Origin of the sequence: Alteromonas sp. a30, assembly GCF_026788005.1 — a bacterium.
Lineage (GTDB): Bacteria > Pseudomonadota > Gammaproteobacteria > Enterobacterales > Alteromonadaceae > Paraneptunicella.
Map to the genome: position 1 here is coordinate 99,579 of NZ_JABEPE010000005.1, position 13,080 is coordinate 112,658.

Annotated in this window: 10 protein-coding genes; 8 read left to right on the forward strand and 2 right to left on the reverse strand. The window is 43.5% G+C overall.

Translation table 11 applies throughout. The annotated features are described in order from the left end of the window. Positions 1 to 2: 2 nt before the first annotated feature. Positions 3 to 1,073, reverse strand: coding sequence for an AI-2E family transporter (locus HJG39_RS07060; protein ID WP_268408198.1), 1,071 nt, complete (start codon positions 1,071 to 1,073; stop codon positions 3 to 5). Between the two features lie 106 nt (positions 1,074 to 1,179). Between HJG39_RS07060 and folX the strand changes: the two genes are divergently transcribed. The 8 genes from folX (at position 1,180) to HJG39_RS07100 (ending at position 12,539) form a co-directional block, all read left to right on the forward strand. After that, positions 1,180 to 1,542, forward strand: coding sequence for a dihydroneopterin triphosphate 2'-epimerase (gene folX, locus HJG39_RS07065; RefSeq protein ID WP_268408199.1), 363 nt, complete (start codon positions 1,180 to 1,182; stop codon positions 1,540 to 1,542). A gap of 27 nt (positions 1,543 to 1,569) precedes the next feature. Beyond that, positions 1,570 to 2,469 (forward strand): TIGR01777 family oxidoreductase, encoded by a 900-nt coding sequence (locus HJG39_RS07070; RefSeq protein ID WP_268408200.1) that lies wholly within the window; start codon positions 1,570 to 1,572, stop codon positions 2,467 to 2,469. 373 nt (positions 2,470 to 2,842) lie between these two features. Continuing rightward, complete coding sequence (locus HJG39_RS07075; RefSeq protein WP_268408201.1) at positions 2,843 to 4,042, forward strand: MFS transporter; 1,200 nt, start codon at positions 2,843 to 2,845, stop codon at positions 4,040 to 4,042. 16 nt (positions 4,043 to 4,058) lie between these two features. Continuing rightward, positions 4,059 to 6,317, forward strand: coding sequence for a TonB-dependent receptor (locus HJG39_RS07080; RefSeq protein WP_268408202.1), 2,259 nt, complete (start codon positions 4,059 to 4,061; stop codon positions 6,315 to 6,317). 75 nt (positions 6,318 to 6,392) lie between these two features. Further along, positions 6,393 to 7,001: a nitroreductase family protein gene (locus tag HJG39_RS07085; protein WP_268408203.1), complete on the forward strand. Its 609-nt coding sequence runs from the start codon at positions 6,393 to 6,395 to the stop codon at positions 6,999 to 7,001. A 22-nt stretch (positions 7,002 to 7,023) separates the two neighbouring features. Beyond that, positions 7,024 to 9,900 carry a GNAT family N-acetyltransferase gene (locus tag HJG39_RS07090; protein ID WP_268408204.1) on the forward strand — a complete coding sequence of 959 codons (2,877 nt, stop codon included), beginning with the start codon at positions 7,024 to 7,026 and terminating at the stop codon, positions 9,898 to 9,900. A 12-nt stretch (positions 9,901 to 9,912) separates the two neighbouring features. Then, positions 9,913 to 11,256 (forward strand): lysine N(6)-hydroxylase/L-ornithine N(5)-oxygenase family protein, encoded by a 1,344-nt coding sequence (locus HJG39_RS07095; protein WP_268408205.1) that lies wholly within the window; start codon positions 9,913 to 9,915, stop codon positions 11,254 to 11,256. Positions 11,257 to 11,306: 50 nt separating this feature from the next. Further along, positions 11,307 to 12,539, forward strand: a complete 1,233-nt coding sequence (locus HJG39_RS07100; protein WP_268408206.1) for a multidrug effflux MFS transporter — start codon at positions 11,307 to 11,309, stop codon at positions 12,537 to 12,539. 53 nt (positions 12,540 to 12,592) lie between these two features. Here HJG39_RS07100 and HJG39_RS07105 read toward each other — a convergent pair whose 3' ends face one another. Next, positions 12,593 to 13,009: a hypothetical protein gene (locus HJG39_RS07105; protein WP_268408207.1), complete on the reverse strand. Its 417-nt coding sequence runs from the start codon at positions 13,007 to 13,009 to the stop codon at positions 12,593 to 12,595. Between the last annotated feature and the right edge of the window lie 71 nt (positions 13,010 to 13,080).

The window sequence follows — 13,080 nt, forward strand, 5'->3', positions numbered from 1 at the left end:
GTTTACGCGTTAGTGTCATCGCCATCAATAGGTTTGGCGGTGCTTAAATCAACTTTATCGTCGGCAAGTAGTAAGGCTAGCCATAACGTTTCATCGCGCGATTCCAACGCAATTTTCACAATCATGGTCAAAGGAACAGACAGCAACATTCCAACCGTACCCAATAACCAGCCCCAAAAAATCAACGATAAAAATACCACCAGCGTCGATAACCCAAGTCCACGCCCCATGTATTTGGGCTCAATCACGTTCCCCATTACGGTATTTACCACAATGTAACCCGCAGCCACCAGCCCAGCTTCTGGCAAACTTAACTGTACCGTTGCCAATAACACGGCAGGCACAGCCGCAATAATAGAACCAATATTGGGAATAAAGTTAAACAGGAAAGCCAATACTGCCCACAACATGAAGTGGTCTAACCCAAGAAAATACAACCAACCGCCGATGATCAAGCCTGTCCCTAAACTCACCACGGTTTTAATCGCCAGATAGTTTTTAACCGAAGACAGCACCTTATCAACTTGGCGCATTTTCATTTGCGGATCATCCAGTGCAATGTGGACTTTTTTAGGAACAGAATCCGCTTCAAACAACATGAAAATTACCGTAAGCAGAATCAGTAGGAAGTTTGTTAACACGCCACTTAAACTAGACAAAAAATTGGTCGCCATCCCCATTGCCATACCGGGATCGAGGTAGGAAAATAGCTGGTCTTTATCGATAACGATATTGAAGTTAGCCAGTTGTGCAGCAATCCATGAAAATTGCTCGGTTAATTGCACTTTGTACTGTGGTAATTTCAGTGAAAACTCGTTCATGGATTGCCCAACCAATCCAGCTAACATAAATCCAAAAACCACTATGAGCAGTATTACCAATACAATCGACAAGCCTTTTGGAATTTTATAACGGGTCGCCCACTGAATAATGGGCGTACACGCCATGGCAATAAAAATAGAAAGTAAGAAAGGAACAACAATGCTGCTGGCAGTTTTTATTCCGGCAAGTACAATAACCATTGCCGCCAGCACAATCAGTGCTTTTGTTGGGGCTGTAAATTTAGCTTCCATGAACATAAATTCTTAATTTAAGATGGCGAAACGCTATCAGATTTAAAGGTTGATGCAACCTATAAACAATCAAAAGCGGCTTTCGGTTTACTATCAGGAAAATCTAATGCAATTAAATCACGCAACTATCCGCATCAAAAACTTAAGGCTAAGAACCTACATTGGCATCAAAGAAGAAGAAATCAACAACAAACAAGATGTCATCATCAACGTTAAAATTCATTATCCTGCGGAACAAGCTACTTCTAGTGACAACATGGACGACGCATTGAATTATCGCACTATCACAAAACGTATTATTAGTTTGGTGGAGAATAACCGCTTCTCTTTGCTCGAAAAGCTCACATCAGATGTATTGGAAATTGCTGCTGAGCACGCTTGGGTAACGTACGCCGAAGTGGAAGTGGATAAACCTCACGCATTACGCTTTGCGGATTCAGTTTCCTTATGCTTAAGTTGTAATAAATAGTCTCTTTTTTTACGGGATAATGGTGTTATGAATGTACTCATTACAGGCGCAACAGGGCTAATTGGCAGCGCATTAACGCAAAAGCTCATTGCCGAAGGTCATCAAGTAACAGCATTAACCCGAAACGTTACTGCCGCAGTTAATCAGTTGGGCGACCATCCCAATTTCATTTCGAGTTTATCCGAGTTACCCAACCTAAACGCTTTCAACGCGGTGATTAACCTGGCTGGCGAACCTATCGCCAATAAACGTTGGAGCCATCAACAAAAAGAACGCATTCAGCAAAGTCGTTGGCAAACCACGGAACAGCTAGTTGCGTTATTTAAAAAGAGCAATACACCACCGAGTGTTTTTATTAGTGGCAGTGCCGTAGGCTACTATGGCAGGCAAGGTCGACAACCAATCCATGAAGATACGGACAGCGTTCACCAAAACTTTAGCCATCGTTTGTGTGCAACATGGGAAGACATTGCTATGCGGGTGGATTCCAGTAAAACACGAGTGTGCTTACTTCGAACCGGGATTGTTTTATCAGATAACGGCGGCGCGCTTAAAAAGCTATTATTTCCCTTTAAGCTTGGTTTAGGCGGCCCAATTGGTGCCGGTCGTCATTACATGCCGTGGATACATATCGACGACATGGTGGATGTCATTCTATTTTTATTGCGTCAAGACAACTGCAATGGCGCGTTCAACGTTACCGCTCCCTCGCCTGTCAGCAACAGAGCATTTGCCAAACTCCTCGCACAAGCGCTATCTCGCCCTGCGTTCTTGCCCACACCACCTTTTATGTTGAAACTGCTGTTTGGTGAGATGTCTGAGTTATTGCTAGAAGGCCAAAATGCCATTCCAACAAAACTGCAACAACACGGGTATCAATTTCATTATCCCGATCTTAAAAGTGCTTTATCGAGCTTAAAATTATAACCAATAATGCCAAACGCCTATTCGCATGGTTTACAGTTACCCCCAACATAAGTTAAATGTTCGCCCGTAAATTTGCCCAACCTGATTATCTTATCCAACTTTTTTTAACAGCTTAACCTGTTAAAAACGCAATTCAGACAATTTCTTTGTAATAAGCAACAAACTTGCTTAACCCCACTGTTTATAAGCAATTGAGCGTTCAAACGGAGAATTTCTCCAAGGTTTAATCGAAATAAAAATCCAACCAAATTTGAAAAATAGCCATTATGGTATTTACTAATTTTTAAGGGTTTAACGCCTAATCCCGCGTTGCATTTTTTTTGCCTAGTCAAATTAAATGATAATTATTACCATTTAAATTATTAAGTAACTCATGACTACCAAGCTCCCGTTAATTGTTATGGGTGTCAATCAAACACTCGTTATTGCGCTATTACCGCAGCTCGGTTCACACTTTAGCTTGAGCCAAGATGTGCAAGATTGGGGCTGGTTAATTGGCCTATTGAACGTCAATCTTGTTGCTTATTGGATTGCATCGGGTTGGTGGGGAAACAAAATCAATGAGATAGGTGTGAGTCGTGCCAAATTCATTGCCACCTTTGGGTTAACCTTAAGCACCTTATGCTTCGCTTTGGCTTTCTATTTACCAACATTGGCCTCCATTATTGTCATTGGTTTAAGTCGGCTAGTGACGGGCTGTTTCACCGCTGCGTTTATTCCAATTGCTCAATCCGAAATCGCCTCAAAAGGCGAGTATCGTATTGGTTTATTATCACGACAAAGTAGTTATATTACCTTAGGTCGGTTTGCGAGCCCGCTATTAATCTTCCTACCCATTCCGTTTCATTTTATTTTGTTAATTCCCAGTGCAATTTCACTGGTAAGCTTACTTTTTCTGGTTCGCGAAACTCAGCCTTTTTCATTTCTCCCTCCCCTCGCGGCTAAAGTAAATCTGTTTCACGGATTATCTAATTTACCCCCTTGCGGTTTGCTTCTCGCCTTGTCGACAACTGCATTAGTGACCTGTACCCAACTGATTATTCTGCCATTTATTATTAAGATGGGTTATTCGCCAGAGCACTCTTCGCAAATTTACGCGCAGCTTATGCTGTTCATCAGCGTTATTATTATTATTTCTCAACGCTGGATTTTGCCTTACGCGTCATCGGTTGCCGCTTTACGAAAAGCTTACTTATACATATTGCTGCTTTTGCTACATCTCGGTGCAGGGCTGCTTTCTTTGCACTTCAATCATTGGGTTGCGTTTGCTCCTGCATTGGCGTGTATTGCCATTGGTATCACCGGCATTCCTGCTTGGTACACCCATCAACTCTTTGATAAACGCTCGCCTAAGTTATCGCAAAGTCAGGTTAGTGGCGGTGTCGCGCAAGCTCACAGTTTAGGACACATATTAGGGACAATGCTGTCAGCGGGTATTTTACTTGTCACCATCGAGCCTCAATTACTGTTATGGCCAATCACTGTGCTCATCACTTTTTGTGCCTACTTGTTGTCTCAATTACCCGACCTCAGTGCCAACAAAAACACGCCCACCCCGCGAACTGAAGTATGAAAAAGGAAGGAATGCAATGAAGATGCGTCAATCAATCACCATCGCGCTGCTGACGGTTATATGTTTACTGAGCAACATGCGCTTTGTTAACGCTCAACGACAAACTGAACCTGTTGTTCAATCCGAGCCCATAGAAAACATCACCATAACGGCATCTCGTTCACATATGGCGATTTCCCAAATACCAGCAACAGTATGGGTAATAAATAACGAACAGCTCAGCAGAGAAATTGCATCAGGCGTTGATTTAAAAAACATGCTCGGTAAGTTGATCCCGAGTTTAGATTTTGGCAACGAAAACCGCACTAACTTTTCTCAGAATCTGCGCGGGCGTCGCGCGCTAGTGATGATCGATGGCATCTCATTAAACTCGACTCGCCAAATTAGTCGTCAATTAGAAAGCATCGACCCGTTTAACATTAACAGGATTGAAGTGCTTTCTGGGGCAACGTCGATATATGGCGCTGGCGCGGCGGGCGGCATTATTAATATTATTACCAAAAATGCCAACAACACGACTAACGCCCAAAATGCGGAAGCGTTACTTAGTATCACTTCTGGTTTGAACAACAGCGATGATTTGAACCGTAAGTTAGGCATAGCTGGCTATGTTAACGATTCTTCTTTTTCCGCTCGATTAGCGCTGGGAGCAAGCAATACTCGCGGCGCCTTCGATGCTGATGGTACTCCCGTTTTCCCTGACATCACTCAAACAGATACTCAGTTTAACGACACACTGGATGCCCAGCTAAACATGGATTACCGCATTCATTCACAATCACAGTTATCCTTTATGGGCCAATTTTATGAAAGTGAACAAGATAGTGATTCAGCCGCCTATTTAGGCCCAAATTTAATTGGCCTTTTTGGTTTCCCAGAATTCATTGAAATACGCGATGGTTTACAGCTCGACGCTCAACCTCGTACCCAACGTCATGCTTTTCACCTTCAGTACAGCCACCAAAAAATATTCGGACAGCAGTTTCTGGCTCAGTTTTTCTATCGAAAAGAAGCCTTTCGCTTTTACCCCTTCCCCTTTATTTTTCGGGTACAAGGATCTCCCTTCCCCGGCAATGCCTTTCCTGTTTTTGGTTCATCGGAGCAAAGCACAGAGGTTGCTGGAACTAAATTGGTGCTAGTAAAAAGCCTTGATAACGGACAACTCACCTATGGAGTGGATATCGATAACGAATCATTTGATGCACAACAACGTATTTATGACATTGTTGACGCTTTTGGGTCGGGTGGACTGCTGTTTAATCCCATCCAAACCTTACAGCGTTATCCTGACATCGACAGTAAGCATTACGCGGTTTTCGCCCAACTGAATCAACAATTCAACCGTCACTGGTCAATAACAGGTGGTTTTCGCTATCAACACACAGAACACGATGTCGGTGATTTCACCGGTTTATTGCAACAACACTTAGATCAACTTGGGTTTTACCCAGCATCACCAGATGTCATAACCGGCGGCAGCAACGACTATTCAGAGTGGCTAGCCAATTTAGGTGCGGTTTATCATCTCAGTGCCGACCAACAATTTTGGGCCAACTTTAGCCAAGGATTTGACCTGCCCGACCCCGCTCGTTACTACGGTCAAGGCCGGTACAACGGTTTATTTGGTGAAGGTCCTACACTGCTTAGTCGCTTAAATGTCAGCGATAATCCGTTAAGCGGCGTGAAAACCGATGCATTAGAGCTGGGCTGGCGACGCAGTGCTGAGCGCTACCAATTGCAATTGAGCGCGTATTATTCGTTATCTGATAAAACCACCTCTTTTGACCCCGCTAACTTATCCATTCAAATCAATGACGACGAGCGCCGCATTTATGGCATTGAAGGTCAAATTGATTTTGATATTAGTGACCGTATTTACACTAGCCTTCAAGCGCACTTTTTAAGTAGCCATACAAAAGTTGCCGACTCATGGCGCGATTTAGCTGCCGAGGAAGCAAGCCCAGATACAGCCACATTTCGCGTTGGTTATCGTCATAACAACCTCGGTTTAGAACTACAAATACAACGTATTTGGGACTATCAGGATGAAAACGCGCATCGCCTTGAAGGCTACCAATTAGCTCACCTAAATGGCTTTTATCAACTCCCCTTAGGACAAGTGTCTTTTGGCATCCAAAACCTGTTCGACAAACAATACCAAACGCTTTGGAGCCAACGAGCACAGATTATTTACGGCACTTTATCAACCCCAGAACTGTTTAATTATGCAGGGCAAGGGACACGTTTTTCTTTAAGTTACGAATTAACGTTTTAAGGGGATGTGTTGTGATCCATTTTGAAGATATTCAAGCAACTTTTTTACTGTTTTTACTTGGTTATCAACAAAGGTATGAAAGATTTGATTAATTTTATCAGCAACCGGGTTTCTTACCATGTGCACGAGCTGCGAGATCCGGCACCCAACAAAGATCAGCTCAAGCATATTTTGAAAGCAGCGATGAGTAGCCCTGACCACGGTAATTTAACCCCTTGGCACTTTATCATCATTGATAAAGAGCATATTCCGCTGTTTATCGATTACCTACAAAAAGCCTGGTTATCCAGCAACCAGCAAGTTGATCCACAACGGGCGAAACGACTCAGCACTTACCTCATGCAAGCCCCTTGCATCATTCTGGTTTCTTGCGCGTCCAATGAAGCCCACTCCGTCACCACAAGGGACCAACTTTTCTCAGCGGTCGCGGCCTGTCAGAACATTCTACTCGCTAGCGATGCTGCTGGGTTTGGAGGGATTTGGTACAGCACGGACGCAGTTGAACTGCCAAATGTGCGACACATTTTAGGGCTTAAGGAAAATCATATACCTGTCGGGTTTTTAGTGTTGGGAACTCCCATCAATAAACGCCCTAAAAAACGCCGTGATCCTGAGCAATTTACTTATGATTGGCGAGGGGAAAACCAGCTTCTCCCGTGGTCCGCCACAGAACCACATAAATGAAGTTTTTATCGGGAGAGACATTATGACAACCACCACTTATCAATCTCACTACCTGAGTCATCAGGCATTTTTTAATGGCCTATTGAACGAGGCAAAACAAGACATTGACCTACAGGTATTGAACCAAAATACACTGGTTATTCCCTTGTCGCCGGCGATGTCTTTGCAATTACCTTTGCGGTACTACTCGCACGGAGGCAGACACAGATACACAGGTGAAATTTACCAATGTACAAAGGACGAACGCTCTGCGGTGTCTTTAGTTGAAGCCGCCAGTTTGTTATTAACGCACTACTTTGAAGAAATCGACGCAGGTAAAAAAGCACGCTTCTTAGAGCGACTAAAACAATCGGATGACACCATAAAACGGGCGCAGGAAAGCAACTTACCAGCATTTCACCAAAGCTTGACGATGTCCTCCAATGGCCGCCATTTTATTCAGTCAGAGCAAGGATTAACAGGTGGACACAGTATGCATCCGTCCCCCAAAAGCAACGAGCCTTTATCTCACCAAGAGCAACAAACCTATTTGCCCGATTTTCAACAATCTTTTTCAATAAAATGGTTTGCCGTGCGAGCCTCCTTGTTATGTGGAAACTGCGTGGATGGAGAATTAACACAAAGTCTGAAGCTGTTTTTTGCACAAACCCAAGGTGAGGAGGCGCTGAATCAATTGGATGAGCATTGGGTGCCATTTCCTATGCATCCGCTGCAAGCCAAATATTGGTGTCAATGGAAAGAAGCGCGCGCGTTTTGTGAAGATGTAATTGCGCTGGAGGAAGAGCATAGAGGCTGGATGGCCACCTCCTCCACTCGCGCGATTTTTCACCCAGACATGCCGTGGATGCTAAAAGCATCGTTGCCCGCTAAACTCACAAATTCTTTGCGTTTACTCACTGAAAATGAAGTGAACCGTGGGATCCAATTAAGTCGAATGCTACGTACTCCGGCCGGTATCGAACTCAAGCAACGCCTTCATCAAACCCACATTATAGAAGAACCCATGTGGTGCGGAATACGAAGCGCAAACGGTGAAGTGGTTCCACTGTCCATTGTCAGTTTTCGGTGCAATCCGTATCAGCAAAACGCCCCCACTTCCACCAATGCTTGTCATTTGCTGGCCAGCGCCAATCAAATTCAACTGGATGAAATACAAGACGAGGAGGCATCTATCAGCCCGGCACCTCGCGCAATGACTCAAATAGCCAGTTGGGTTCATGAATATGCCAAACAACAGCACCTTACCTATGCTCAAGCCGCAAAGCGCTGGCTCGCTCAATTTATGGATAACGTAATCCACCCTTTATGCATTGCACGAAACGATTACGGATTGGTGCTACTCGCACACCAACAAAACATTTTATTGAATATTGAGAATGCATTGCCTGTTGGTTTTGCCCTGAAAGATTGTCAGGGAGTTGGGTTAACGGATATTGCCTTACAGCGTTTTGCTGAGATATTTGAACACGAAAAACCAAGCTACTTTATGTCGTCAGAACACGTCAACCCGTACTTGGCTTACTATATTTTTGGTAACACCTTAACCAGTACCTTGACTAATATCGCCGCAGATTGCGACATCTCTGAAAACGCTCTTTGGGCGCTTTGCCAAGAAAAGCTCCAGCAATGGCTTCCTGAAAACCCAACCGACACCAGCTTCTATCAATTTTTGGCTGGATCACCGTTCTTAAAATGGAAACGTAATTTTTTCTGTTTTTTAAGTGATATTAACGAAAACTCATTGCCTGATATTGAACGTATTTATTGCAAAATTCCCAATCCATTACAAATACAGACTCAAACCTTCTTTGTGAAAAAAGCCCTACCGGACGGGCGAGATTTACTGATTCAAGAACAAAAAAACAGTGCACATCATAGTCAATTTCACCTTCAGTATTTAGGTGAAATATTAGCTACATTTCAGGCAACGCTCACAACGCACGGCGAAGACAGTGACAAATCACCCGAAGTTGAGCTGACACAACACCTTTCGCCAGCCACCACAGACACCGCTTTATGGTGGACTGCGGCCGAACATACGGTGTTTAAATTACGTGCAGAGACCTTGCGTTTGAAGCATCTACCCGAATCGGTACTCGCTGATTTTCAGCGTACACTGGCGCATAGCGGCGTTGCTTTTGAAGATTCAACTACCTCTGACGCCCACACGATCAGCCGCAAGAGCATACTGGCAGCTTGTCCAACGTGGAAACACAATGATGATGCACAATCCGCTCAAATACCTTGCGTCATACCGTTGGCAAATCAAAATCCAGAAAAACGTATTACCGCAGAAAATGGGTTAAATCACCCTGAGCGTCCCGAAAAACCAAATGGCATTATTTTCCAACGTTATTTGTATCCCCTATCCCGCACGATTTGTTTTCGCACGTTAGATATTGATAGAGATTTAGACGCCTTCCATTACTGGCATAACATCCCAGAAACCGCTGAAATTTGGGAGTTAGCAGGCAGCAAAACCATGCACAAGGACTATCTCAGTAAGATGCAAAAAGACCCGCATCAAATTCCAGTAATCGCAGAATTTGACGGTATGCCCTTTGCGTATATTGAGCTGTATTGGACCCCTGAAGACAGACTCGGGCCTCATTATCAATGCCAAGACTATGACCGTGGCTTGCATATTTTGGTGAGTAATTTACGTTTTCGTGGGCACGTTTACTTCAAAGCGTGGGCTAAAAATATGCTTCTATATTGCTTTCAAGATGAACCGCGCACACAACGGCTTTTAGGCGAGCCTAAAGCCAGTAATGCAGTGGTGATTGGGATGTCCGAGCGCATTGGCATGTTCAAACAATTTGAGTTCGATTTCCCTCATAAACGCGCCATGCTCTTACAGTGTGACAGAGACACGTTTTTTTCAAAGTTTGCCATTTAAGGAAAAATGATGATGACCCCAATATTGGATTTAATTGGTGTGGGCATTGGCCCTTCAAATTTAAGTATCGCGGCCCTTAGTGCCACTAAAACACAACTAAGCACGCAATTTTTTGAGCAAAAACCGCAATTTAGCTGGCATCCGGGAATGCTGTTGAAAGAGGCTAAAATGCAAACCTCCTTTGTGAAAGACCTAGTCACCTGTGTTGACCCAACCAGCCCTTACAGCTTTCTAAATTACTTGGTAACGCAAGGCAAAATCTACCCGTTTTTGGCCTCTGGGCAAAGCACACTGTCGCGACTTGAATTCACCGATTACATGAGTTGGGTTGCTAACCAACTGCCCAACACACAATTTAATGCGCCCATTGAAGATATTCAGTATGACAAGGGGCAATTTGTTGTTATTCATGAAGGCCAAGAATACCTAAGCCGACACCTTGTGATTGGGACAGGAATTCAACCTATGATCCCAACATGTGCCAAGCCTTTCATCGGTTCAAACTGCTTCCACGCGGGCGAAATGGCAACCATACAGCCCAACCTCACCAATAAACGTGTTGCGATTGTTGGAGGTGGGCAAAGTGGCGCAGATATTTTCCAACATGTATTCGATGGCATTTATGGCGCTCCAAGCCGTATCGATTGGTGGTCTCGTCGCTCCAATATCGAAGCTTTAGATGAAGGCTGCTTCACGGACGAATACTTTATGCCAGATTACGTCAACCGCTTCTATCATCTGCATTCTCCCGTAAAAACACAGGAAGTCCAACGTCAAAAGCTTACCAGTGATGGCATTACCAACGAATGTTTGCAAGGGCTATATCAGCGTTTATATCAAGATAAATTTGTACGACAAACTCCTGCTTGGTGGTCCATCAACCCGAGTCAAAAGCTCATCAATATGCAGCACAATAACAGCGTGTATCACTTAACTTACGAGCACACTTTAACCGGGAAAAAGCACACAGCAGAAGCCGATATTGTCATTCTGTGTACCGGGTTTAAACGCTGTTTGCCAAATTGTTTAAGTGAAGTGTTACCGCATTTGAAAATAGATGCCAATGCTCGTATTGAGCTAGGTGAAAACTTCAATGCAAAATGGAAAAAAGCCTGTGAAAACGAAGTTTATATTGTTAATGCTGGGACTTATTCTCACGGCATTGCCGAGCCTCAATTAAGTTTAATTGCTTGGCGCGCGGCTCGTATTATAAACCACCTTTTTGGCGCTGATTTATACCGCATCCCAGAATCCCCAAATATCGTAAATTGGTTATTACCGCTGAAGACAAATTGTCCACAAAATCAGGCAAATAGTAGAATTTATTCATCAGATGAACTTACATCCTTTAACTGAACGGCGCATAATAGACGCTCATTTTTTCAAATCAGTCAGTCTAGGTAGTTATGACGAAGATAAAGACGAATAATCAACTATCACTTTTTGAATTTGTGGTTTTGATGGCATTACTCTCGTCACTCGCAGCCTTCTCGATTGATGCTGTGCTTCCTGCATTACCACAAATAGGTGCGTATCTACAGGTTATCAACCCAAACGACACGCAACTGATTGTGTCCATGGTGATGTTAGGCATGGGTGTAGGACAGCTCTTTTTCGGACCAATGTGTGACGCCTTTGGGCGAAAACCCACGTTATACACCGGTATGGCAGTATTTCTGCTAGGTACAGCAACCTGCATGTACGCACAAGATCTCACTTGGATGATCATCGGCAGGCTAACCCAAGGTTTTGGCGTAGGCTCTTCTCGCGTTGTTACCGCAGCGCTTATTCGTGACTCTTATACCGGACGGTATATGTCACGGGTAATGTCTTTCATCATGATGGTATTTATTACGATCCCAATGATTGCGCCACTTACTGGGCAATTCATCATGTATCTATCGTCTTGGAAAATGATTTTTATCGTCATTGCATGTGCCGCGATTATTACCACATTATGGTTTGCTTGGCGTCAGCCAGAAACGTTAACCCATGAAGGGAAACGCCCTTTTACCATGAAATCGGTTGGCCTAGCGTTCAAAGAGGTTTTTAGTCATAGAGAAGTGATGGCGTACATTCTCGCAATTGGTTTAGTGTTTGGTTGTTTTCTATCTTACCTAGCTTCATCTCAAGCCATTTTCGAAAAAACCTTTGGGGTGACACATGAGTTTCCTAAATATTTTGCAGTAATGGCACTGGCTTTCGGATTAGGTGCATTTTTTAATAGTCGTGCAGTGGTGAAGTTTGGCACACGAAAAATGGTGTATTTCACACTGCCGATATTTTTCTTTCTTTCCGTCGCCCTATTTGTGATCTGCTTATTTAAACAAGGTAAGCCGAGTTTGTTGGAGTTTATTTTGTTAACTGTGCCACTGTTTTTTACGGTCAACGTGATGTTCACCAATTTTAATGCGATGGCGATGCAGCTTTTGGGGCATATTGCTGGTATTGGTGCCGCAGTGATAGGCAGTTTGTCGGCAGCCATTGCAGTCACCTTTTCGTATTTTATCGGGCGTGAGTTTGATGGCACCCTAACCTTGTTATTTAGCAGTTACGTGGTGCTGGCGTTTTGCCTTACCGGATTAACGGTTTATACCCATAAGGCCAGTAGGAAAGCGCGAGAAAACGGTGGCGATTGAGGTTGTTCTTAGGACACCCTCAGTTTTATCCTAGATAGCAATAAATACCGACATTAGTATGCCCTAAATGCAGACTGAATAATTTGAAAAACTTCTGGAACGCCTCTCTCCCATGTGCCTTGAAATAAAAAATACCTTGTGGCGATGAGATATAAAATAATAAAGAAACCCCAAATAACCACCCTATGCGCGAGAACCACATCATCTGATACAAACCTCTCTCCTGCTCTTTTAGAAATTTCACTGTTGATTCCTAGAGCATTAATTATTGTTACTAAAAGAATGAGCCCTGTATATTTTGATATGACATCTGGGGTCAGATAATCTATAAAAGCAATCCAACACGCCACCAATACCACACCAAAAGGCCCGACAATTTCGTAATTGGTCTCCTTTCTCTCATCTGAAAAAGACCAATAACTTAATTTAAGGTTATTTGTTTTAAAGTAATAAAGCGCACCGACTATCACTACAAGAGTTAGCGTTTGAGCTCTATCTACTTCATCCGTTAAATCAAAACTAATCGCTAATCCAATCAGGG